Genomic DNA, 22,490 nt, shown 5'->3' with positions numbered 1-22,490 from the left:
GGAGTCAGGCGTGCGCGGGAGCGTCCAGGCGCTCTGCGGGAGGGGCGCTGCCCTCCGCGGGCTCGTGCACGAGGTACAGGCCGCTCGGAGCGCTCGCCGTGAACGCCAGGGCCTCGACCCAGGCGCGATTGATCGACGGCTGCCGGCTGCCGCTGTATTTGAAGACCAGGGAGCTTCCCGCGTGCACCCAGACGGTCGTGCGGCCGCCGCCGACGCTCATGTCCTCACGCCAGGTGAAGGCGAAGGGTTCGCCCCGGCGCAGCTTCGCTGTCATGACCAGCTGCAGGTGCGTGAGGGCGCGGTCCTCGATATCGGCCTTGACGCTTCCTTCGTAGACGAGCTTTCCCATGATGATCTCCTCGGTTCGCCACGACCCCTGCGATGAGGCGCGATCGGATGATCATCGGTGGTGGGTCCAGTGTCCCATATATCGCTGAGGGCCGGGTGCGGAACGGGCGGCAGAGGGGCGCGAAAAGGGCTCTGAGACTGTGAGCGCACACAGCATGCAGGCGTAACGTCAGCACATGAACGCACAATTGAAGATCGCGGGGCAGAGCTCCGAACTGCTGGGTCTGGAATCCATCCTCATCGGCTCGCTTCCGGCGGCCCTGATGACCGACGACGCTCCCGACCGCTACACCGTCGAAGCGGTGTTCACGCGCAAGACCGATCGCGACGAGGTCGCCGCGATCCAGGGCAGCGAGACGCGCGCCCACCTGTCCGCGAACGGATTCCCGACCGTCGAGCTCCATGTCGCCGATCGTCGTCTGGAGATCGCGAACACCAACCTGGAAGAACTCCGCGACGGCCTCGCTGCCGTCATCGCGGAACGCCTCGCCGAGATCAGCGGGGCCCTCGTGGCCGCTCGCGAGATCGCGGCCATGCGTTTCCGGGACGCCACCGACCGTGAGCAGGTGCGGGCGGCATCCGTCGCGGCTCTCGCCGAATCGGTGGTCTTCGCCCGCCGACCGACCGCCGCCGTCCTCGATGACGATGCGCGCATCGAGGACTGGGTCGAAGAGGGCGGTGCCTTCCGCTCCTAGAGCGGACGACACCGGAGAAGAGGTCATCATGGACGGCATCCGTCCGACCGTCCGTACCCGGCCACGCGACAGCGCCAGGGGCGGATCCAGCACCTTCACCGAGCTGGCGCAGCAGATCCGCGAACGCGGCCTGCTGCGCCGTCGGTACGGCTACTACTGGACGAAGCTGATCGCCGCTCCGCTCGTAGTCGCGGTCAGCCTCACGGCCTTCGTGTGGATCGGCGACACGTGGTGGCAGCTGTTCACCGCCGCCGTGCTCGCGATCGTCTTCACCCAGATCGCGTTCCTCGGGCATGACGCCGCCCACCGGCAGATCTTCGTGTCGGGGCGGTGGAACGACTGGGTCAGCATCGTCCTCGGCGATCTGCTCGTGGGCATGAGCTACGGATGGTGGCAGCACAAGCACACTCGCCACCACGCGAATCCGAACAAGCTCGGGGCCGACCCCGACATCGAGCTTCCGGTGATCGCCGTCACCGCCGAGACCGTGGCGCGTCATCACAGCCCGGCGATCACGTGGCTGCAGGCTCACCAGGGACTCGCGTTCTTCCCGGTCCTGTTCCTCGAAGGACTCTCCCTGCATGCGTCCAGCGTGCGTCGGGTGGTCACGCGGGGTCGACTGGAACGGCGTTGGGCCGAGATCGCCTTCCTCGCGATCCGGATGATCGGATTCGTGACGTTGGTCTTCATCGTCCTGTCTCCGGGCATCGCTGTCGTGTTCCTCGCGGTGCAGCTGGGCCTGTTCGGGTTCTACATGGGCATCGCTTTCGCGCCGAACCACAAGGGGATGCCGGTGGTGCCGAAGGATCTGACCCTGGACTTCCTCCGGCGCCAGGTGCTGATGAGCCGGAATGTGCGGGGGAGCCGCGTGCTCGACGTCGTGATGGGCGGTCTCAACTATCAGGTCGAGCACCACCTGTTCCCCTCGATGCCCCGGCCGCACCTGCGCAGGGCGGCGCCGATCGTCGCGGCCTACTGCGATGCGCACGACGTCAGGTACACCCAGGTCGGGTTGTTCACGTCGTACGCGATCGTCGTCCGGTACATCAACCGTGTGGGTCTCGGGGAGCGCGACGTCTTCTCGTGTCCGCTCGTGGACCAGCGGGCGCACATCGGAGTCACGACTTCTCACTGACGTTCGCCTGTCAACCCTCTGTCATCTGCGGATCACGCGGGGGAGGGTGGGCACTCGACATCCGACGAGGAGGAGAACATGAGGGCACTCACCTGGCAGGGCACGCGTAACGTGACGGTCGAGGAGGTGCCCGACCCGGTCATCGAGCATGCGACGGATGCGATCGTCCGGATCACCTCGTCGGCCATCTGCGGCTCGGATCTGCACCTCTACGAACTGCTCGGCCCGTTCCTCGACAGGGGCGACATCCTCGGACATGAGCCGATGGGCGTCGTCGTCGAGGTGGGCAGCGCGGTGCGCGACCTGAAGGTCGGCGACCGGGTGGTCGTGCCGTTCAACATCTCGTGCGGCCACTGCTTCTTCTGTCTGCGCGGCCTGCAGTCCCAGTGCGAGACGACCCAGGTCACCGAATACGGCAGCGGCGCATCCCTGTTCGGCTACACCAAGCTCTACGGGCAGGTGCCCGGGGGGCAGGCCGAGTTCCTGCGTGTGCCGCTCGCGGACCACAACCACATCAAGGTCGCCGCAGATCTTCCCGACGAGCGCTACCTGTTCCTGAGCGACATCCTGCCCACGGCCTGGCAGGGCGTGGAGTACGCGGATGTCCCCGACGGCGGCACGCTCGCGGTGATGGGCCTCGGTCCGGTCGGGCAGTTCGTCGCCCGGGTCGGGGCGCACCGCGGCTACCGGGTGCTCGCGGTGGATCCCGTCGCCGAGCGCCGCGAGATGGCCGCGCGTCACGGCGCCGAGGTCTTCGAGCTCACCGACGACGTCGTCGAGCAGCTGCGTGATCTCACCGGAGGGCGAGGAACGGATGCCGTCGTCGACGCCGTGGGCATGGAGGCGCACGGCAACCCCGGCGTCTCGCTCGTGCAGAAAGCAGTCGGCCTGCTCCCCGACGCGGCGGCCCGACAGGTCTTCGACAAGGCGGGCATCGATCGCCTGGCCGCGCTGTACGCGTCGATCGACGTCGTGCGCCGTGGCGGCACGGTGTCGTTGAGTGGCGTCTATGCGGGCGACGCCGACATCATGCCCATGAAGACCCTGTTCGACAAGCAGGTGAGCATCCGCATGGGGCAGTGCAATGTGAAGCGCTGGATCGACGACCTCATGCCGCTGGTCGAGGACATCAGCGATCCGCTCGGCGTCATGGATCTCACGACCCACACCGCGCCGCTCGAGGATGCGCCTGCGCTCTACGACACGTTCCAGCGCAAAGACGACGGCTGCATCAAGGTCGTGCTCCAGCCGTCGCGCATCTGAGCCGTCGCGCACCTGAGGAGTCGCGCGTCTGAGCCGTCGCGCATCTGAGCCGTCGCGCACCTGAGGAGTCGCGCGTCTGAGGAGTCGCGCGTCTGAAGGCGTTCGAGCGTCAGCGCCTCGCGTCGAACTGCGGAGCGGTCGAGGCCGGCTGGATCCCGCCGCGGATGAAGAACAGCAGGACGATGCCCACGATGATGACGGCCGGGTTGCCGAGCCCCGCGAGCGCGCCGAGGCCGCCCTCGACCGGGTAGGCGGTCTGCAGGAAGATGCTCGGGTCGGTGCTCGCGTGCAGCAGGATCGGGGCGATGATCGTGCCGGTGACCCGCATCGCGAGGTACATGCAGACGCCGAATCCGAAGGTGTAGACCAGCTGGATGGCCGTCGCGAACAGCGACTGCCCGGTGAGCAGATTGCCCGCATGCAGGAGGGCGAACAGCGCGGAGGAGATCGCGGCGACGGCGATCTCGCGTTGCCCGGCCTTGCGGAGCAGGTTCACCACGAACCCGCGCGTCAGCACCTCCTCGGCGAATCCGATGAACACGCCGGCCAACAGCCACGTCGCGACGACTTCGAACCCGGCTGCGCCGTAATCGATCGACAGCATGCGCAGCACGTTGAACACGAGCACGACGGCGATCGCGATCCACATCCACCCCCGCCCGCGGATCGGCTGGGGGCCGAAGATCTCTCGCAACCAGCCGACCGAGAGGGCGAACCCGACGAGGAGCAGGCTGCCCACGAAGATCGGGATGACGTAGAAGACCAGGATCGCTTCTGCGCTCTGCGGATCCGTGATCTGCTCTGCCAGAGGAGTCAGCAGCAATGACAGGCCGTTGTAGAGGACGAAGTAGACGACGACGAGGACGAGCGCACGCCACCAGCCGCCCTTCTCCCAGAACCTCCGCCAGCCGGACTGCGTCACATCGATCATCGTGCATCCCTCCGCATCCGCGATGATCGCGGCTCCTGACCAATATATGGGTGACGGCTCGGGTCAGGAGGCGTGGCCCTCGGCGAGATAGGCGAGCCGGTACAGGGTCTCGGCATTGCGTACGCGCAGGATCGGCGCGGTCAGGATGCTCGGCAGCAGGGCCGCGGGTCCGGTGACGGGCTCTTCGTCGATGCGCACCATGGTGCCGCCGTCGTACGAGCGCACGCGGAGCGTCACGCGTGCTTCTCCGATCGGCCATCCTCTCGCGCGCATGACCATGCGGTTCGGCGGTGACCACTCCTCGACCACCGTCGTGTCGTCGAGGAGCGCGGGCCACACGCCGACAGAGTGATGGAGCTCGGCGCCGGCCTGCGGCCAGGTCTCGTCGACATCGCGCATGCGCGAGGCCCCGACGACCCATGCCGGGTAGAGCCAGCCGTTCGCGAGCACCTCGAACACATCGGCGGGTCGACAGTTCATCGTGCGGATGTTCTTCGCCATGACGGCTCCCTCTCTCGTTCCGGCATGCTCTCGCGCTCGCCGTGGTTCGGCCCAGGGGCTTGACGCGGCACGACGGCCCAGGTTCGCCCGCTCTGCAGAGCGCTACCACACGCACCGCATCCGCGCCTCCCCCTGGAACGGCGGCGGTGTCTCTGCGAACGTCGGTTCATGGCACTCATCGACCTTCCCGCGCGCGCCGCACGCCGACTCGGTGCCCTCGCGCACGACGACGCCCCCACTCTGCTCACCCGGGGCTACGGCTTGGGCCCGCGCATCTGGCGCCGAGTGCGGCCCGGCGCGCGATCGGCTCCGATGAGCCTGCTCGGCGACGACGCCGTGCTCGTGCGCGGCGTCGAAGGCGTGGAGCTGTTCTACGACGAGAGCCGCATCGCGCGCTCCGGAGCCATGCCCCAGGTCGTGCAGGAGAGTCTGTTCGGGCATCGGTCGGTCCACAGCCTCGACGGCGACGAGCACAGGCACCGCAAGGCCACGTTCGTCGAGGTCGCCTACGACGACGCGCAGGTCGACCGTCTGACCCCGTGGCTCGAGCGCGAGTGGCAGAGCGAGCGGCAGGCCTGGTTGCACGGCGGCACGCGCAGCGCCTACGACGCGGCGGTCGGCGCGCTGGGCCGGGCGATCATGGGGTGGGCCGGGGTGCCGGGCACTCCGGCCGCGAAGACGCGCTGGGCGGCTCGGCTCGCGCAGATCGTCGACGGATTCGGGTCCCCTTACTCGCCGGAGTACATCGCGGCCCTGACCAACCGCTGGTGGTCGGACCGCCACTCCGCCCGACTGATCGAGGCCGTACGCCACGGCGCGCTGAGCGCCGAGGCAGGCACCGCGCTCGAGCAGTGGGCGCACCATCGCGATCAGAACGGCGAGCTGCTTCCCGCCCGCATCGCAGGTGTCGAGCTGCAGAACAGCATCCGTCCGATGATCGCGGTCGCGCGCTTCGTCGCGTTCGCGGCGAAGGAGCTGCACGAGCGTCCCGACTGGCGTGAGCGGATCGCGGCCGAGGCCGATGAACGGGGCAGCCTGGTCGGCGGTCCGCTGTCGGTCATGTTCGCGCAGGAGGTCCGCCGCATCTCCCCGTTCGTCCCGATGCTCCCCGGCTGGGCGATCGCCGACATCGAGATCGACGGACAGCGGGTGGATGCCGGTGGACGTGTCGTGCTCGACATCCTCGGCACGAACACCGACGAGCGGTTCTGGGCGCGCCCCCAGCGCTTCGACCCCGAGCGATTCCGCGACGTCGGCGCTGACTACGAGGCGCTCGCCGCATTCATCCCGCACGGCGGCGCGGACGTGGCGACCGGCCACCGCTGCCCGGGAGAGAAGCTCGCGATCGCCGGCCTCGCCGCCGCGATCGCGGTGCTGAGCGACCCGGGCCTGCGGATCCTCGACGAAGGACTCGGCGTCAACCGCCGCCGACTCCCCACCAAGCCGCGCTCGGGCGGAAAGGTGCGATCGGCATCCGCACCGGCATCCGGCGGGTGTCCCTTCCATCGGTGACCCGGTGACCCGGTGACCCGGTGACCCGGTGACTCGGTGACTCGGTGACTCGGTGCCCGGTCGCACCCGCGAGGAGGAGCGGGCCCGGCGAGCGCGACCGGCTACGGTAGGGCACATGTCTCAGGCCCTCCGGACGTTCGGGCGCATCGTCGCCAGGCACTGGCCTGCGCTCATGGCCTGGTACCTCGGCGGCGAGGCTCTGCACCGGGTGCTCGTCGAGCTCGCCGGCTTCGTCGGGGGCCACACCACGCTCGGCGGTCTGCTGCTGCTGCCGCTCGCGGTCGCCGCTCGTCTCGTCTCGTATGTCGCGATGTACCTCACGGTGCGGCCGTCGCTGCCGCACAGCCGAAGAGAGGATGCCGGCGGCATCCGCGAGTTCGGCTCGGCCACGCTCGCGGCTATCCTGCCCTTTTTCGCGTTCTACACTGCATGGGGTCTTCTCGACGTCGATCAGATCGACTTCTTCCGGATCGCGAGTGCGATCGCGCTGGCCGATTCGGGGTACGACCTCGCGCAGATCGGAGACCGCGGCGGTCTGATCGCCGTGGGCGTGCTGCCGGTGACCGTTCTCGTCGTCGCCCTGATCGCGCGCCTGCTGTTCACCCGATTCGCCGATCGGCTGCCGCGGTGGACGGTCATCCTCGCCACATACGCCGAGGTGCTGTGGACCTTCATGCTCTTCACGATGGTCGCCCGGTGGTGGAACGGCGTTCTCGACTGGTTCGCGGATCGCGAGGCGGTCGGCTGGCTGCAAGGCGTCGGAGACTGGTTCGCCGTCAACCTCCAGCCCGTGGCCGCGGTCTGGGAAGGCGCGACCTGGCTGTTCGGCATCCTCATCGCAGCCCTCATCGTTCCGGCGGCGTGGTTGACGGTCGCCGGTGTGATCTTCGGAACGACGTTCGACTCGACCCCGTCGTTCGGACGCTGGGGTGGGGGAGCGGCGCGCGGCGCCGCGATGAGCGTCGCCCGCACTCTCGTGATGCGACTCGAAGGACTCTGGGCCGCTGTCACCGTGATCTGGCGTGGCGGGCCGCTGCTCTTCGGCGTCTATGCGTTGGCCTATGCGGCCTGGGGATTCGCGGAACAGGCGGGCAGCCGCGGCGCGCTGCTGCTCGTCGGCGGCCACGAGTCGGCGTTCTGGGCCGGATTCTTCCCACTCGTCACCGTCGCGGTCGCCGCGGTGGCAGAGCCCCTGCGGGTGGCGATCGTCGCGACGGCCTACGACGGCGTGATCGGGCGTCCGCAGGCGGGCCTCGACACCCGTCCGTCAGGGCTCGATGACGAAGCGGGCGACGTCGGCGTCGCTCCCCTCGATGTCGAGACGGAAGGGACCCTCGGCGTCATCCGGCACCAGGAAGACGAGCAGGATCCGGTACGGATCCGACTCGATGGTGCATGAGCTCTCGCCCTCGTCGGAGGACACGTCGAGGCCCGCTCGCGAGCTGACCCACGTGCGAGACGAGTCGGTCTCGGTGAGTGTCGCCGGCCCGCACACCGAGGCGTCGAAACCTCCGGTCGAGCTCAGGCGGACGCTGAGCGTTCGCGAGCCTTCGGGGGCCTCGAACTCACCCCACTCGGTGGGACCCAGTGAGAGCGTCTGCCCCGCGATGTCGACGGTCGACTCGGCCTCGATGACCCGGTCGGTCGGTCGGATGCTCGGAACGACGTCGAGCCACACGGTCGCCCCGACCACCGCAGCGGCCGCGATCACGAGGGCGATGAGTGCCGTGCGCTGTTCGCGCCACCAGGTCACGGGGTGACCAGCTCGGAGTCGGAGAGCTCGATGCTCGGTGTGCGGGGCAGATCGTCGAGGGAGAACGGGATCGCGACGAGGTCGTCGAGTTCGGCAGTGAAGTACGAGGTCGTCAGTCGCAGCTCGGCCGCTCCCGCATCGACGTCGGGCGGCAGCTCGAACGCGAACATGCCGGCGGTGTCGATTCCGACGCGCAATGGGATGGCCTTCAGCGACGCCGAGGGCCGTTCGCTGGCCTGGAACACCCGATCGCCGACCACCAGCGTCGCGAGCTGGATCGCGGTATCCGACTCGGTGGTCGGCGCAGAGGCGACGACCGTCACGACGAGCCAGTTGCCCTCGGCGCTCCAGTCGGACGAAGGCACGGCCACCTCGTCAGCGAAGGTCGCCTCGGTTGCCGTCGCGACGAGGGTGCGCGATTCGACCGCCTCGCCGAACGAGCCGCGTTGGACGGTCGGCCCGACCAGGGACTCGTCGTCGGGCGTCACGGCGGTGACCGCGCCCGCGGCGATCACGAGCAGGCCGCCGAGGATCCACGGCAGCGCGCGCTTCATGGCGCCCCCGTCGGGGTCACGCTGATGCGGGCGAACGTGTCGGTCGCGCGCCAGGTGACGACGTTCGACGACAGGATGACCGCTCCGCGGCGGATCTCGACCTCATGCAGGTCGATGAAGACGACGCCGTCCGGGAAGGCGTCGTCCGGCACCGTCCAGGCGAGTGAGACCTCGCTCGGGACGCCCGGCTGCAGGATGACCTGACCTGACGAACCGTCGGCGCGCCAGATCGACACCGAGTCGGTCGCGGTTGCTCCGTCGAGCTCGATCAGGGGGTCGTCGGTGTTCACGAGGCCGGCTTTGGTGCGGTCAGCCGTCGTGCCGACACCGATCGGGGCATCGGAGAGATTCTCCATGCGCATCGTCATGACGAGCAGCTTCTCGCCGGGCTCGGCCTCGAGGTACTCGGACTCGACCTCGTCGGTGAACTCGGCGTCGAGCACGGTGACGGCATAGACCGAGGCGCGCGCCTCGTCGTCCAGGCCGAGCTCCGCCGGAGCCGTATTCGCCTGCGCGAAACCGCCGATCGCGATCACGACGAGGATCAGGGCGATGAGGGCGGCTGCGGCGACCCAGATCCAGCGGGGGACCTCGACGAGGGAGTGTCCCCAGCGCGACACGATCGCGCGCACGTCGATCCTCGGCGCGGCGCCGTCGTGATCCCCCGTCTTGCTCACGGGGTCAGCCTACCGAGAGCGCATACCGCGTCGAGGCCCGAGCGGTCAGCGGCACGTCTCGAACACGTACTCCTCATGCCCCGGCGTGACGAGATCACGATCCCTCAGCACCATGGATGCGGGGGATTCGTCGTCTGCGCACATCTCGGCGAAGGTGCGCGGAAGCTCGTCGGAGTACTCGATGTCGATCACGGCGTCGCCGTAGACCTCGGTGAACGCCGGGCATTCTTCAAAGGCGGCGCACTCCTCGACCACGGCGAAGTCGAACCCGGCGCGCTCGTGCAGCACCGCAGCGTCTTCCGCCGTGTTCTTCTGCCCGGCGGCGAGACCGGAATCGTGAGCGACATCGACGAGCAGCGCGGCGAGGGCCAGGTTGTCGTCGAGGGTCAGCGCGTCGTCGGAGCGGGTGTAGGAGTCGAGATTGTCGAACTCGACGGCGTCGAAGCCGGCATCCGCACAGCCCTCGATCCACGGCGCCACCGTGTCGGCGATGCGCTCGCGGCGGTCATCGGTCGAGGTGTCGAGCAGGGCTTCATCGGGCCAATCGGGGTCGAAGACGGTCTCGCCGTCGCGCCGAAGCAGCAGGTCGGTCGGCCAGGCGTCGAGCTCTCCCGGCTGGGTCTGGAACCCGTTCACGTAGCAGACCGAGTACAGCCCCTCTGCGGGCTCGTCCGATCGGTCGCGCCCGACGATGCCGACGCCGTCGGCCGGATCGTAGGCGCCGCCGAGCTGATAGTCGGGGACAGCACCGGCCGGTGGCAGCACGAACGTCGAGGTGGCATCGGAAGCCGTCGTCGCGCATCCGGAGAGAGCGAGAGTCAGGAGCGTCGTCGCCGCGAGGGCGACCGTCGCCCGCCTCAGCTGCGCGCCCCGTACAGCTCTGCGACCTCTTTCGAACCCATCCCCTGATCGTACGTGCCGTGCTGAGGCCACCCGGCCGGCGAGTCCTCCCACGCCTCCTGGCGGCCGTAGGGAAGCAGATCGACGAGCCCCTGCAGCTGGCTCAATCGCTCGGTGCCCCGCCCGTTCGTGTGCCACGTGCGATAGACGGTGTCTCCGTCGCGGAGGAACACGTTCACGCCGAACCCCTCGTTCGGCCCCGCATCCATGTCGGCGCCGAACGGGCTGTCGGCGCTCGAGTACCAGGTCATCCGGTTGCCGACCTTCTCGCGGTACGCGAGAGCCTCGTCGATCGGCCCGTTGGTCACGATCACGAACCGGGCGTCGTAATACCGTTCCAAGAAGTCGAGTCGCGTGAACTGCGAGGTGAACCCGGTGCAGCCGGGACACTGCCACTCGTTGCCGTCCGTCCACATGTGGTTGTAGACGATGAGCTGCGGGTGGCCGTCGAAGATCTCGGAGAGACGCACCGGCCCCTCTTCGCCGACCAGGGTGTACTCGGGCAGCTCGACCATCGGCAGGCGCCTGCGCTCGGCCGCGATCGCATCGAGCTCTCGTGTCGCCGCCTTCTCGCGCACGCGGAGTTCGTCGAGCTCGCGCCGCCAGGTGTCGGCGTCGACGACGGGCGGGAGCGGCGTCTGGGTCGTGCTCACGGTGGACCTCCGGATGCTCGGGGAGACGATGCCCCCAGTGTGCGCCCGACCACCGACATCGTCAACCGATCGGCGAGGGTGCACCGTCGACCGGCTGCGGCGCCGGGTCTTCGGCCGGATTGCGCCGGATGCCGATCCACGACACGACCCCGCCGAGAACGAGCAGCGCCGCGGTCACCCATGCGGCGTTGTGGAAGCCCGCGAGGTCGAGCGTGCCGCCGATGATGGTCGACAGCATGGCCACGACCAGCAGGCCGGCGACGCGGGAGACGGCGTTGTTCACGGCAGACGCGATGCCCGAGCGCGACTCGTCGATCGCACCGAGGATCGCCGACGTGAGAGGCGCGACCGTGAGCGAGAGGCCCAGACCCAGCACGATCATGGCGGGGAGCACCTGCCACCAGTAGTCGAAGTCCTCGCCGACGAGCAGGAGCATGAGGGCGCCCACGGCCATGATGAGGGGCCCGACGGTCATGAAGATGCGCGGCCCGAAGCGGCCTGCCCACGAACCTGCGCGCGAGCTCACCAGGATCATCAGGATCGTCATCGGCAGGCTCGCGAGGCCGGCGGCGGTGGCGCTGAGCCCGGCACCCTGTTGCAGGTAGACGCCGACCACGAAGCCGTTGAGCGACAGCGCGGCGTAGACGAAGAGTGTCGCGAGGTTGCCCCAGGCGAAGTCGCGAACACGGAACAGCGACAGCGGCATGAGCGGGGCCGACGACCGTTGCTGGCGGACCAGGAACCAGGCGAACAGCGCGGCGCCGACGATGCCCGGCAGCCAGATCGCGGGCGACTGCCAGCCCATGTTGGGCTGCTCGATGAGCGCGAACACCACAGCGCCGAGTCCGATCGCGCACAGCGCGCCGCTGAACCAGTCGACGCGCACCCCGCTCGGGTGCTCCTTCAGCTTCAGCCGGGAGAGCAGCAGGAGGGTCACCGCGATCGGGAAGACGTTGATGAGGAACACGAAACGCCACGACAGGAAGTCGACGAAGAGACCGCCGAGCAGGGGCCCCACGAGCTGCGCGGCGGTCGTGAACGCGGTCCACACGCCGATCGCCCGTGACTGCACGTCTGCGCGCATGGTCGCGGTGATCAGGGCGAGGGAGCTCGGCACCAGCAGCGCGCCTGCCGCGCCCTGCGCCGCGCGGGCGATGATCAGGATCAGCGGATCGGGGGCTGCAGCCACGGCGACGGATGCCACACCGAACGCGACGAGACCGACGCGCATCACGAGCACGCGCCCGTAGGCGTCCGAGACCGAACCCGCGAGAAGGATGAGCGCGCTCAGCGTGATGAGGTACGCGTCGACGACCCACTGCTGGGTGGTGATGCCTCCGCCGAGTTCCCGGCTGATCGCGGGGAGGGCGACGGTCACGACCGTGCCGTCGAGGAAGGTCACGAAGGACGCGAGCACGGCGACCGATATCACGAGCCGCTGCAGGGGTGCGAAGCGAGAGGATGCCACAGGCCGACACTACTGCCGTCTGAGGGGCTCGCGGGCGGTCAGCCGGTCGCAGTGCTCGTGCGGTACAGCTCGCGGAGGCCCGCTGTTCCGTTCTCGGCATAGGCGTCGCGCTGGCGCTGGGCTCCGGTGCCCTCGGTGCGGATACGCGCGATCCCCTCCCTGACGAAGTCCTCGTCGCCGAGGTGCGCGAGCGTCGGACGCAGCCGCCGGAGAAGGTCGTCGGCGACGGTCCAGGCCGGCGCCGCGTCGCCGTTCGTCGGGTCGACGAGCAGCGCCTCTGGCCCGTACCGCGCAGCCGTCCACAGAGACGCATCGATCGCGTCGAGACTGAGCTCGGGCAGGCCGTCGAGATCGTCGCCCACGATGAGCGCGCGAGTCAGGGCGGCGGCGAGGAGGGTGTCGTCGACCGTGAGCTGCGCGTCGAACACCCTGACTTCGACCGTGGGGAACCGCTCGGAAAGACGCACCGTCCACGACAGCGAGCTCGCCTCGGCGATCGCTCCCATGGCGACGAGCTGCGCGATGTGCGCCTGGTAGTCGTCGAGATCCCGGAAGCGCGGCGGACTCCACGACGACGGGAGCCGGCGGATGAGGATGCTGCGCCAGCTCGCGAAGCCCGAGTCCCTGCCATGTGCGAAGGGGGCGTTTCCGGTGAGGGCGAGAAGCGCCGGCAGCCAGGCGCTGACGCGGTTGACCACGCGGACCCGCTCCTCGTCGTCTACGACCTCGACGTGGACGTGCAGGCCGTTGACCTCGTGCTCGCGGGTGATCTCGACGAGCTGGGCCGAGACGGCGTCGTAATGCGCCGAGGACGACACCGTGAAGCGGTTGGGGGAGACGAACGGCGTGCCCGTCGCGCCGATGATCGCAGCCTGGCCGGCGGCGTAGGTGCCGAGCAGGTGTCGCGTGCGGCGCAACTGCGCCTCGGCATCCGCTCTGCTCTCGATCGGCTCCGTCGCAGACTCGATCTGACAGGTCAGGTACTCGGGGGTGAGGCCCGCGCCCACCTCATCGGTGAGGCGGTCTCGGGTGGCCGGGGTCATGGCCGAGGGGACGAGAGTCTGCTCATCGAGAAGGACGAACTCCTCTTCGATGCCGAACCGGGCCACGGAGCGTGGCCCTAGTGGTCGCGCAATGCCGAGATGAGCTCGGCCTTGCGCTTGCCGCTGTACCCGGTGAGGCCGAGCTCCTTCGCGTGTGTGCGCAGTTCTTCGACGGTCCAGTCCTCGTAGTCGCCGTGTTCTCCACCCCGGCGGCCCACGGCGCTGCGACCCTCTTTGGCTGCGGCGTTCGAGATGCGCGCAGCCTTCTCCTTCGAGGCGCCGTCGCTGCGGAGCTCTTCGTACAGCTCCGGGTCCTTCAGGGAGTTGTTCCTGCGTCCTGGCATGTCCTGTGCTCCTCTCGCACGTCGGGAACCCCCGCGTCAAGGGGCTCTGGGGCGCAGGGGGCGCGGGTCTAGGTTGATTGACCGTAGACGGGCGCCCCCCCTGCGTCCTCAAGAAGGGAATTCCGATGAACATCCTGCTGATCATCGTCATCGTCGTCGCCATTATTCTGGCGATCACCGGCGGACTGGTTCAGTCCCTGCAGTTCCTGCTGTGGGTCGGACTGGTGCTGCTGGCCATCGCGGTCATCGCCTGGTTGATCCGATCGATCTCCGGCAACCGCACCCGCTGACCCCACGCAGTGAGGCCCGCTTCGGCGGGCCTCACTCCGTTTTCGGGATCAGTCCCTGGAAGCGTCCCGCAGGCCGTCGCCGACGTTGCGAGCGGCGTCCTTCACGTTCTCCCCGGCCTGCTTGACCGAAGCCTTCGTCTGGTCGGCGCGACCCTCGGCTTCGAGGCTCTCGTTGTCGGTCGCCTTTCCGAGGCCCTCCTTGATCTTTCCGCCGGCCTTCTCGGCTGCGTTCTTGACGTCGTCTGCACCACTCATGGGGAGATTCCTTTCATCCGTCGATCAATGGATGACCACCGTCGCACGGGCCCGGAATCCTGCACACGGGATTGACAATGACGACCGCGCGTGACAGGACGCGACCGGGCATCGACGCGGGCCATCTCGACGGCTAACCTGGCGTCAGGCGGGTGGTCCTGCCCGCTCTCACCTCGGCTGCGGCCGACGACGGAAGCGGTACGAGATGGATTCGATGATGATGGGCGCGATGCGCTCGAACATGATGTCGATGCCCGACATGGCGATGATGGACATGTCCGTCATGCAGGCGTGCATGGACGCCTGTTCGGCCTGCGAACAGGCGTGCACGGTGTGCTCGACGCAGATGATGGACTGCTCGCCGGCCTGCATGAACTGCGCCGACATGTGCAACACCATGATGCGGTCGATGATGCGGATGCAGGGCATGACCCCCGCGTCGATGATGGCGATGCTCGACGCCTGCATCGCCATGTGCCAGACGTGCATGGACGAGTGCATGCAGCACGCCGACAGCAGCGAGGTCTGCAAGATGTGCGCTCAGGCGTGCAAGGCCTGCATGGACGCCTGCATGGACGTCAAGAACATGATGATGGCGGCTGCCTGAGCAGCTGCCCCGGTCGTTGAGCGAGGAGCGCAGCGACGAGACGAAACGCCCTCAGCCGACCGCGACGTTGAACTGCGTGCGGCCGACGGCCAGCACGCCGTAACGCACGTGCAGGGCGATCGGCGTGCCCGCCGGGGCCTCGAGTGCTGCACCCGAGGCGTTCCACAGAGTGTGCGCTGCGCCGTCGAGCGCGCGCACGGTGAGCTCGCCCGTGGTCGCGTCGGAGTGCTCGACGATCGCGTCGGCCCATTCGCTCGGCGTCGCCGAGGCGATGCGCGCTTGGATCAGGTGCAGAGCGTGACCCGCCGCGAACGAGGAGCAGGCGAATCCGTGACGGCACATGCACGCAGAACGCTCACGCACCGAGAGGGGCGAAAGGTGGTTCAGCGGCGTGGACACGGTGGTCTCCTTCGTGAGCGGACGTTCCGGCAAGAGTAGGTCGGGGCCGCGCGAGACGGAACCCGCGCCGACACGGTGTGAAACAAACGGGCGTAGACTCGCCGGGTGCTGTTGTCGATGAGCGCTCTCCGGATGCCGGATCGAGCGCGGAATGGAGCCGTGGGCGCGTTCAGCGCCACGGACAGAGGCTGACGATCGGCCGGAGGCGGAACATCCCGTCCCCGGAGATACGTCGTACCCCGGCATCCGTTCGGATGCCGTCTCCTCTTCTCCTCCCGCCGCACTCGCGGCCTTCACGAAAGCACTCTCCTCATGCGTCCCATCGATGAGCGCACCCTGCGCGCCTCCTTCCTCAACGCCTCCCGCAAAGAGGTCTCCGACCTCACGCTGCCGCCCGGTCTCGCCGACGTCGACTTCGAAAAGCTCGACTACCTCGGCTGGGTCGACCCGAAGCTCCCCCGCCGCTCGTACGTCGTCGCGTGGGTCGACGACGTGCTCACCGGCGTGATGCTTCAGCGTGCAGAGCAGCGCGTCATCGCCAGGGCCCAGTGCTCGTGGTGCGAAGACGTCACGCTGCGCAACGACGTGCAGCTGTACGTCGCCCGCAAGGCGGGTCCGGCCGGACGCAAGGGCGACACCATCGGCACCCTCGTGTGCACGGAATTCGGATGCTCGAAGAACGTCCGGGTGCTGCCGCCCCTCGCCTACGACGGGTACGACCGCGAGCTCGCTCGCGAGATGCGGACCGTCAGGCTGCAGGAGCACGTCGCCGCGTTCATCGCCGCGGTGAAGGGCTGACTCGCGCCGAGCGGCGTCTGCGCGGATGGATCGATGCAGACGTAGCTCGGGCTGATCGTCTCACGTCGGAAGCCGTCCGTACGATAGGCGGGTGAAGCTCCTCCTCCTGTCTCTGAATCCCGGCGCGATGCGCGCGTTCCTCGACAGCACCACCCCCGGTGGCCCGCTACGCGTCGGCTATATCGGTGATGCGCAGGTCGCGTATGCGGGAGCGCCCTTCGTGGCCGCCGAGCGTCGAGCGATCGAGGTGATCGGGCACGAGATCGTCGACATCACGGTGCGCGATCTCACTGCATCCGAGTTCGCGGAGACGCTGTCGGGCGTCGACGCCGTCTACGTGGCCGGAGGCAGTACCTTCGCGCTGCTCGAAGCGCTCAAGGTCACGGGAAGCGATGTCGTTCTCGCCGAGCGGGTACGCGACGGAATGCCCTACATCGGGTGCAGTGCGGGGTCGATCATCGTGGGGCCTGACATCACCCCCGCCTCGCTCATGGACGACCCGGCAGACGGCCGGGGTCTGACAGATTTCGCGGGCCTGGGGCTGATCGGCCGCACGGTGATCCCGCACGCCGACGGTCTGCTCGCTCCTTATCCGGCCTCGCTCATCGACGAGACCATCGCGAGATACGGCTCGAGCCACCGGCTCCTCCCGCTCCACGACGATCAGGCGCTGCTCGTCGACGGCGAGCAGGAGACGGTGATCGATTCGGCGCCCGCGGCAGCACAGGAGCGCGTGCGCTGAATCTCACACGATCTCGAGCCGAGTCACGGTCTCCTCGTCGTCGCAGGCGTCGCCGACCCAGAGGCGGATCGTCCCCGGTTCGACGCGCTTCACGCCGTCGAGTCCCGTGAAGGCGAGCCGGTCGATCGGCACGTCGAACTCGACCAGCGCCTCGGTGCCGGGGGCGAGCGTGACCCGACGGAAGTCCAGCAGCTGGGCGACAGGGCGCGCCACGCTCGCGATCTCGTCGTTGGCGTAGAGCTGCACGACGTCGGTCGCCTCGACGCGGCCGGTGTTGCGCACGCGCACCGTCGCCCGGATTACCTCTCCTGAGGTGACGGACGCGGGTGCGGTGAGCTGGTCGTGCGCGAACGTCGTGTAGCTGAGACCGAAGCCGAAGGGCCGCACGGGCGTCGAGTCGGCGCTCGTGACATCCGTGAGCCCGCCCAGCACGGGATGCAGGTACGAGTACGGCTGTGCACCCGCCGATCGCGGCAGCGAGACCGGCAGGCGACCAGACGGCGCGACCCGACCGCTCAGCAGCCGCGCGATCGCTGGGCCGCCCTCCTCGCCGGGGAAGAAAGTCTGCAGCACAGCCGCAGGGATGCCGGCGGCGGCCGCGTTCGTCACGGTCGAGGCGTCGACCGCGCCGAGGCCGGTCACGGTGCCGGCAGCACCCGCGCGTGGCGGCAGCGCCCAGTCGAGGACGTACGGACGCCCGGTCATGGTGATCAGGATCACGGGAGTGCCGGTCGCGACGACCGCCTCGACGAGCTCGCGCTGGATGCCGGGGAGCTCGAGGTCCTCGACGTCGTTGCCCTCGCCGACCGTGCCTCGTCCGAACAGGCCGGCACGATCACCCACCACGACGATCGCGACATCCGCTGCCCTGGCGGCATCGACCGCAGCGGGGATGCCGGAGCGATCGCCGCCCTCGACATCGCATCCGATCGTCGCGGTGATCTCGGCGCGGGGGAACTCGGCGCGCAGAGCCTCGACCACGGTGGGCAGCTCGATCCCCGCGGGGGTGCCTGGGTGGTGGGCGAGCACATGGTTGACGAACGAGTAACAGCCCATCAGCGATTCCGCGCTGTCGGCGTTCGGACCGATCACGGCGATCCTCGCGGCGGCCGAGGGCTCGAGCGGCAGGGAGCCGTCGTTGCTCAGCAGCACGATCGACTCCTCGGCGAGACGACGCGCGAGCGCACGGTGCTCGGCCGGATCCAGGTCGATCGCCGTCGGAGGGGCGTCGAAGTCGGCATCCAGCAGCCCGAGTTCCTCCTTCTGCGCGAGCACCCGCCCCACGGCCCTGTCGAGGATCTCGACCGGGAGCCGTCCGTCGCGCACCTGCTCCGCGAGGGTCGGGAAGGCGTCGGGTGAAGGCAGCTCGACGTCGATCCCCGCGGTGATCGCGAGGCGTGCGGCATCGGCCGAGTCGGCGGCGACCCGGTGCATGCTGTGCAGGAAGTCGACCGAGAAGTAGTCCGAGACGACGACGCCGTCGAACCCCCACCGATCGCGCAGGATGCCTGTGATGTAGCGAGGGTCGGCGGCCACGGGCACGCCGTCGATGTCGGCGTAGGAGTTCATCACGCTGCGCGCGCCGCCCTCGCGCACGGCCATCTCGAACGGCGGCAGCAGCACATCCTCGATCTCGCGCTGCCCGGCGCTCACCGGCGCATGGTTGCGGCCAGCCCTCGAGGCGGAGTATCCGACGAAGTGCTTCAGTGTCGCGTGCACTCCCTCGGACTGCAGGCCGCGCACGTAGGCGGTGCCGACCGTTCCGACCACGAGCGGATCCTCGGCGATGCACTCGTCGACCCGGCCCCACCGTGGATCGCGGATGACGTCGAGAACCGGCGCGAGCCCCTGATGGATCCCCAGCGCGCGCATCGACGACCCGACGGCACGCCCGACCTCCTCGACCAGTTCGGGGTCGAAGGACGCGCCCCAGGCGAGCGGGGTGGGGAAGGTCGCAGCCTTCCACGCGGCGAGCCCGGTCAGGCATTCCTCGTGCACGATGGCCGGGATGCCGAGCCGGGTCTCCTGCTGAAGTCGGCGCTGCTCGGCCCAGAGCCACGCAGCCCGCTCCACAGGGTCGACCGGCCTGGTCCCGTATACACGGGTGAGATGGCCGATGCCGTTCGCCGACGCATCCTCATGGCGCGAGGAGCTCTTCTTCTCACCCGACATCGGGGCGACGACCTCGACGCCCTGGTCGATCCAGCAGCCGACGAGCTGGGACTGTTTCTCCTCGAGCGTCATTCTGGCCAGGAGCGCCTCGACGCGGGGGGAGCGGGGCGCGGGGCCTGCGGACTGCGACATCATGTTGTCTTTCTCGTTCTCTATCTCGTTCTCACTCACAGCGACGCGGGGCGTCGCGACGGCGACCGCATCAGCCCTTGACAGCACCGGTCAGCCCTCCCACGATGCGCCGTTCGAACAGGCTGAAGAAGATCAGCGCCGGGATCATCGACAGCGAGGTGAAGGCGAGCACTTTCGCCGTATCGACCGAGTACTGCGAAGCGAACGACTGCACGCCGAGCGGCAGCGTGAACGCCGAGGCGTCGTTGAGGATGAACAGCGGCAGCAGGTAGCCGTTCCAGCTGCCGATGAAGGCCAGGATGCCGGTCGTGATCACTCCCGGCAGCGAGAGGGGCAGCACCATCCTCCAGAAGAACCCGATGCGACTGCATCCGTCGATGAACGCGGCCTCTTCGATCTCGTCGGGGATCGCCCGCAGGAACGGCACGAGGATGATGATGGTCGTCGGCAGGGCGAAGGCGATCTGCGGCAGGATCACTCCGCCGAGCGAGTTCATGAGCCCGAGGCTGCGCACCACGATGTACAGCGGGGTGATGGCCACGGTCAGCGGGAACATCAGCCCCGCGGCGAAGAATGCGTACAGCACGCCGCGACCGGCGAACCGGTAGCGCGCGAGCACGTACGCCGCCATCAGAGCCAGGGCGACGGTGCCCACGGTGGTCGCGAGGGCGACGATCGTGGAATTGCCCACGAGCCGCCAGAACACGCCGCCGGTGAGGACGTCGAGGTAGTTCGACACCACCCAGGGAGACGGGAACCCCGACGGGTCCGTCGTGATCTGCGCGTTCGTGCGGAACCCGCCGGTGATGATGTACGCGATGGGCGCGAGCATGAGCCCGACGGCGATCAGCGCGACGAAGTACACGGTCGGGTGCGCCCACGGCAGCCGCGGCTTGGCGTTGCGGCCCGCACGTCCGAGACGTGAGGGGCGCTGGGTGACGAGCACCGAGGTGGCGGTCATCGGACGTACTCCTTCTGTGTGGTGGCGTCTGCACCTGCGGCGGTGTCTGCGGCGGCATCCTGTGGCACGGCAGCCTGCGGCGCGCGCGATCGAGAGCCGCGCGTGCGGCGGCCAGAGGCGCCGGTGAGTGCGCCGTCGGTGTCCTTGCGCAGCACGGCGCGCTGATAGATGAGAGCGACCACGAGCGAGATGAGGAAGAGGACGACTGCGACCGCGTTGCCGTAGCCGTAGTTGCCGGCGTTGCGCCCCTCCGACACCATGTACGTCGCCATGGTCGAGGTGCCGGCGGTGGACGCGATGTACTGCCCCCAGATGATGTAGACGAGGTCGAACAGCTGCAGCGAGCCGATGATCGACAGGAACGCCCAGATGCGCAGCGTCGGTGCGAGCAGCGGCAGCGTGATGCGCCACTGGATCTGCCAGTAGGACGCGCCGTCGATCGCCGCCGCCTCGTGCAGCTCCTCCGGGATTCCCTGGAGGCCCGCGAGGAACAGGATGACCGCGAAGCCGATGTACTTCCACGTGATGATGGCCATCAGCGTCCAGATGGCGATGCCGGGGTCCGACAGCCAGTCGGTGGCGAGGAAGCCGAGACCCATGTTCGTCAGCATCGCGTTGATCGCGCCGTTGGTCTGCAGCATCAGGCTCCAGCCGGTGCCCACGACGACCTCGGAGATCACGTAGGGGACGAAGATCAACACGCGGATCAGCGACTGGCCGCGCATCTTGCGGTTGAGCAGCAGCGCGAGCACGATGGCGATCGGCCCCTGGAGCACGAGGGAGAACACCAGGATGAAGCCGTTGTGCGCGAGCGCATCGTGGAACAGCGGATCCTGGAGGATCGTGAGGTAGTTCTTCAATCCGACGAAGTCGGTGGGCGGACCGTAGCCCTGCCAGCTGAAGAATCCGTAGTACGCCGCCATCAGCACCGGGAAGATGACGAAGGCGAGGAAGACGAGCAGGGCGGGCCCGGCCAGAAGGATCACTTCCAGCCGGGCACGCGTGTCACGCTTTCGCTGCGGCATCCTGCACAGCCTTGACGAGGTCCTCGGCGTCGCTGTTGCCCGCGAGCAGGTCGACCACCGCGACGTTCAGCGCGTTGCCGACGTTCTGCCCGTAGACGGTGTCGAGCCACTGCGTCGCGTACGGTGCGGCGTTGTACGCCGCGAGGATGTCCTGCAGGTACGGCTCGGTGACGGCCTCCTGGGCGACGGTGTTGACCGGCGGGGCATTGAAGGCCTTGTAGTACTCGGTCTGCACCGCGGAGGTGCCGAGGTAGTTCAGGAAGTCGACGCAGGCGTCCGGTGCGTCGACCGAGCACGAGTACCCGTCGATGCCGCCCATCATCGAACCCGGCTCGCCGTCACCGCCCTCGATCTCGGGGAACGGGAACCAGCTGAGGTCGGCCAGCGGCTTCTGATCGGGGGTCAGTGATCCGATGACGCCGGGGTTCCAGGCGCCCATCAGCTCCATGGCGGCCTGGTGGTTGGCGATCAGGCCCGCAGAGCTGCCGGCACCCTGCTGAGCGGGTGTCGTGAGGAAGCCGGAGTTGAACGGCTCGGTCTCGGCGAACGACTGCAGATCCTCACCCGCGCGCACCCAGCAGTCGTCGCTGAAGTCCATCTCATCGGCGGCCTTGGCGAGCGTGTCGGAGCTGCATTCGCGCAGAGCGAGCCAGTAGTACCAGTGCGCGGCAGGCCAGGCGTCTTTGGCGCCGAGGGCGATCGGGTCGATGCCCGCGGACTTCAGCGCCTCGGTGGCGTCCTCGAGCTCGGTAAGCGTGGTCGGGTTCTCGGTGATGCCTGCCTGATCGAAGAGGTCCTGGCTGTAGAACAGGCCGCCGGGAAGCACCGCGACCGGCATGGCGTATACCTTTCCGTCGAGACTGTTCGCCTTGTAGGACGCATCCGGGATCTCGTCCTTCGCCCCGCCGGCGATCACGTCGGTGAGGTCCTTGAGCTGGCCGGCCTTGACCATCGCCGCCATCTTGCCGCCACCCCGCTGCAGGAAGATGTCGGGGGCGTCGCCGGAGTTGAGCGCCGTCTGCAGCTTGCCGTCGAGGTCCTCGTTCTGGATCGACTGGATCTCGATCGTGACTCCGGGGTTGTCGCCCTCGAAGTCGGCGACCGTCTTCTCCCAGAACTCCACTCCGGGGCCGGTCGTCGAGTTGTGCCAGAGAGTCATCGTGGTGTCGCCGCCGCCGTTGCCGGACGAGTCTGCGGTGCAGCCCGAGAGCGCGAGCGCTCCGACGGCCATTGCTGCGACCGCGGAGGCGAGGGGGAGCCTTCTGCTGTTCATGTGATCGTTCTCCTCATCGAGTTGCGCGCCGCGTCACTGCGGGGCGCCTGCGGCAGCTC

25 protein-coding genes are annotated in these 22,490 nt (G+C 68.5%); 9 read left to right on the top strand and 16 right to left on the bottom strand.

Features of this window, described 5'->3' with window-relative positions; genetic code table 11:
• Nucleotides 1-4: 4 nt before the first annotated feature.
• The gene (locus ASF63_RS12990; RefSeq protein WP_056514547.1) at nucleotides 5-349 is read right to left on the bottom strand and encodes a hypothetical protein; all 345 of its coding nucleotides are present in this window, start codon (nucleotides 347-349) and stop codon (nucleotides 5-7) included.
• A gap of 175 nt (nucleotides 350-524) precedes the next feature.
• On the opposite strand from ASF63_RS12990, the gene ASF63_RS12985 reads away from it, so the two are divergent.
• The 3 genes from ASF63_RS12985 to ASF63_RS12975 all read left to right on the top strand — a co-directional run bounded on the left by ASF63_RS12985 (nucleotide 525) and on the right by ASF63_RS12975 (nucleotide 3,441).
• Nucleotides 525-1,043 carry a hypothetical protein gene (locus tag ASF63_RS12985; RefSeq protein ID WP_056514543.1) on the top strand — a complete coding sequence of 173 codons (519 nt, stop codon included), beginning with the start codon at nucleotides 525-527 and terminating at the stop codon, nucleotides 1,041-1,043.
• 28 nt (nucleotides 1,044-1,071) lie between these two features.
• A complete protein-coding gene (locus tag ASF63_RS12980; protein ID WP_056514539.1) occupies nucleotides 1,072-2,178 on the top strand; it encodes a fatty acid desaturase family protein in 1,107 nt (368 codons plus the stop codon).
• 78 nt (nucleotides 2,179-2,256) lie between these two features.
• Nucleotides 2,257-3,441, top strand: a complete 1,185-nt coding sequence (locus ASF63_RS12975; protein WP_056514536.1) for a zinc-dependent alcohol dehydrogenase — start codon at nucleotides 2,257-2,259, stop codon at nucleotides 3,439-3,441.
• Nucleotides 3,442-3,550: 109 nt separating this feature from the next.
• Here ASF63_RS12975 and ASF63_RS12970 read toward each other — a convergent pair whose 3' ends face one another.
• Together ASF63_RS12970 and ASF63_RS12965 are read right to left on the bottom strand one after the other, a co-directional pair.
• Complete coding sequence (locus tag ASF63_RS12970) at nucleotides 3,551-4,372, bottom strand: CPBP family intramembrane glutamic endopeptidase (RefSeq protein ID WP_056514534.1); 822 nt, start codon at nucleotides 4,370-4,372, stop codon at nucleotides 3,551-3,553.
• A gap of 63 nt (nucleotides 4,373-4,435) precedes the next feature.
• Nucleotides 4,436-4,873, bottom strand: a complete 438-nt coding sequence (locus ASF63_RS12965; RefSeq protein ID WP_056514531.1) for an SRPBCC family protein — start codon at nucleotides 4,871-4,873, stop codon at nucleotides 4,436-4,438.
• Between the two features lie 168 nt (nucleotides 4,874-5,041).
• Between ASF63_RS12965 and ASF63_RS12960 the strand changes: the two genes are divergently transcribed.
• Nucleotides 5,042-6,385: a cytochrome P450 gene (locus ASF63_RS12960; protein WP_056514527.1), complete on the top strand. Its 1,344-nt coding sequence runs from the start codon at nucleotides 5,042-5,044 to the stop codon at nucleotides 6,383-6,385.
• Between the two features lie 115 nt (nucleotides 6,386-6,500).
• Entirely contained in the window at nucleotides 6,501-7,784 is a 1,284-nt protein-coding gene (locus ASF63_RS12955) for a hypothetical protein (RefSeq protein WP_056514524.1), read from the top strand.
• Nucleotides 7,785-8,134: 350 nt separating this feature from the next.
• Here the strand turns inward: ASF63_RS12955 and ASF63_RS12945 are convergent, their stop codons facing one another.
• The 7 genes from ASF63_RS12945 to ASF63_RS12915 form a co-directional block, all read right to left on the bottom strand.
• Nucleotides 8,135-8,692, bottom strand: a complete 558-nt coding sequence (locus ASF63_RS12945; RefSeq protein WP_056514517.1) for a hypothetical protein — start codon at nucleotides 8,690-8,692, stop codon at nucleotides 8,135-8,137.
• Nucleotides 8,689-9,369, bottom strand: coding sequence for a hypothetical protein (locus ASF63_RS12940; protein ID WP_056514514.1), 681 nt, complete (start codon nucleotides 9,367-9,369; stop codon nucleotides 8,689-8,691). The genes ASF63_RS12945 and ASF63_RS12940 overlap by 4 nt, the downstream gene beginning before the upstream one ends.
• Nucleotides 9,370-9,414: 45 nt before the next feature.
• Complete coding sequence (locus ASF63_RS12935) at nucleotides 9,415-10,230, bottom strand: endo alpha-1,4 polygalactosaminidase (protein WP_056514957.1); 816 nt, start codon at nucleotides 10,228-10,230, stop codon at nucleotides 9,415-9,417.
• On the bottom strand, nucleotides 10,227-10,922 hold the full coding sequence (locus ASF63_RS12930; RefSeq protein ID WP_157534328.1) for a DUF899 domain-containing protein: 696 nt from the start codon (nucleotides 10,920-10,922) through the stop codon (nucleotides 10,227-10,229). The genes ASF63_RS12935 and ASF63_RS12930 overlap by 4 nt, the downstream gene beginning before the upstream one ends.
• Before the next feature lie 61 nt (nucleotides 10,923-10,983).
• Nucleotides 10,984-12,390 (bottom strand): MFS transporter, encoded by a 1,407-nt coding sequence (locus ASF63_RS12925; RefSeq protein ID WP_056514512.1) that lies wholly within the window; start codon nucleotides 12,388-12,390, stop codon nucleotides 10,984-10,986.
• Nucleotides 12,391-12,428: 38 nt separating this feature from the next.
• Nucleotides 12,429-13,499 (bottom strand): YbdK family carboxylate-amine ligase, encoded by a 1,071-nt coding sequence (locus ASF63_RS12920; RefSeq protein ID WP_056514509.1) that lies wholly within the window; start codon nucleotides 13,497-13,499, stop codon nucleotides 12,429-12,431.
• Nucleotides 13,500-13,510: 11 nt separating this feature from the next.
• Nucleotides 13,511-13,777: a Rho termination factor N-terminal domain-containing protein gene (locus tag ASF63_RS12915; RefSeq protein ID WP_056514506.1), complete on the bottom strand. Its 267-nt coding sequence runs from the start codon at nucleotides 13,775-13,777 to the stop codon at nucleotides 13,511-13,513.
• A gap of 125 nt (nucleotides 13,778-13,902) precedes the next feature.
• Between ASF63_RS12915 and ASF63_RS19355 the strand changes: the two genes are divergently transcribed.
• Nucleotides 13,903-14,067 carry a hypothetical protein gene (locus tag ASF63_RS19355; protein ID WP_200934019.1) on the top strand — a complete coding sequence of 55 codons (165 nt, stop codon included), beginning with the start codon at nucleotides 13,903-13,905 and terminating at the stop codon, nucleotides 14,065-14,067.
• Nucleotides 14,068-14,115: 48 nt separating this feature from the next.
• On the opposite strand, the gene ASF63_RS12910 is transcribed toward ASF63_RS19355, so the two are convergent.
• On the bottom strand, nucleotides 14,116-14,322 hold the full coding sequence (locus ASF63_RS12910; RefSeq protein ID WP_056514503.1) for a CsbD family protein: 207 nt from the start codon (nucleotides 14,320-14,322) through the stop codon (nucleotides 14,116-14,118).
• A gap of 205 nt (nucleotides 14,323-14,527) precedes the next feature.
• Between ASF63_RS12910 and ASF63_RS12905 the strand changes: the two genes are divergently transcribed.
• Nucleotides 14,528-14,929: a hypothetical protein gene (locus tag ASF63_RS12905; protein WP_056514499.1), complete on the top strand. Its 402-nt coding sequence runs from the start codon at nucleotides 14,528-14,530 to the stop codon at nucleotides 14,927-14,929.
• A gap of 51 nt (nucleotides 14,930-14,980) precedes the next feature.
• Here ASF63_RS12905 and ASF63_RS12900 read toward each other — a convergent pair whose 3' ends face one another.
• Complete coding sequence (locus ASF63_RS12900; protein WP_056514496.1) at nucleotides 14,981-15,328, bottom strand: hypothetical protein; 348 nt, start codon at nucleotides 15,326-15,328, stop codon at nucleotides 14,981-14,983.
• Between the two features lie 312 nt (nucleotides 15,329-15,640).
• Between ASF63_RS12900 and ASF63_RS12895 the strand changes: the two genes are divergently transcribed.
• Together ASF63_RS12895 and ASF63_RS12890 are read left to right on the top strand one after the other, a co-directional pair.
• A complete protein-coding gene (locus tag ASF63_RS12895) occupies nucleotides 15,641-16,126 on the top strand; it encodes an FBP domain-containing protein (RefSeq protein ID WP_056514494.1) in 486 nt (161 codons plus the stop codon).
• 91 nt (nucleotides 16,127-16,217) lie between these two features.
• Nucleotides 16,218-16,868, top strand: coding sequence for a Type 1 glutamine amidotransferase-like domain-containing protein (locus ASF63_RS12890; protein ID WP_200934018.1), 651 nt, complete (start codon nucleotides 16,218-16,220; stop codon nucleotides 16,866-16,868).
• A 3-nt stretch (nucleotides 16,869-16,871) separates the two neighbouring features.
• On the opposite strand, the gene ASF63_RS12885 is transcribed toward ASF63_RS12890, so the two are convergent.
• The 4 genes from ASF63_RS12885 to ASF63_RS12870 form a co-directional block, all read right to left on the bottom strand.
• Entirely contained in the window at nucleotides 16,872-19,175 is a 2,304-nt protein-coding gene (locus tag ASF63_RS12885) for a beta-glucosidase family protein (RefSeq protein WP_414843722.1), read from the bottom strand.
• A 67-nt stretch (nucleotides 19,176-19,242) separates the two neighbouring features.
• On the bottom strand, nucleotides 19,243-20,133 hold the full coding sequence (locus tag ASF63_RS12880; RefSeq protein ID WP_056514490.1) for a carbohydrate ABC transporter permease: 891 nt from the start codon (nucleotides 20,131-20,133) through the stop codon (nucleotides 19,243-19,245).
• Nucleotides 20,130-21,158 carry a carbohydrate ABC transporter permease gene (locus ASF63_RS12875; RefSeq protein ID WP_082478117.1) on the bottom strand — a complete coding sequence of 343 codons (1,029 nt, stop codon included), beginning with the start codon at nucleotides 21,156-21,158 and terminating at the stop codon, nucleotides 20,130-20,132. The genes ASF63_RS12880 and ASF63_RS12875 overlap by 4 nt, the downstream gene beginning before the upstream one ends.
• Nucleotides 21,139-22,431, bottom strand: coding sequence for an extracellular solute-binding protein (locus tag ASF63_RS12870; protein ID WP_056514485.1), 1,293 nt, complete (start codon nucleotides 22,429-22,431; stop codon nucleotides 21,139-21,141). The genes ASF63_RS12875 and ASF63_RS12870 overlap by 20 nt, the downstream gene beginning before the upstream one ends.
• Nucleotides 22,432-22,490: the final 59 nt, after the last annotated feature.

Source organism: Microbacterium sp. Leaf320, assembly GCF_001423485.1.
Classification (GTDB): domain Bacteria; phylum Actinomycetota; class Actinomycetes; order Actinomycetales; family Microbacteriaceae; genus Microbacterium.
The sequence above is the reverse complement of the archived record's forward strand: the minus strand, read 5'-3'. Positions and strand labels throughout refer to the sequence as shown.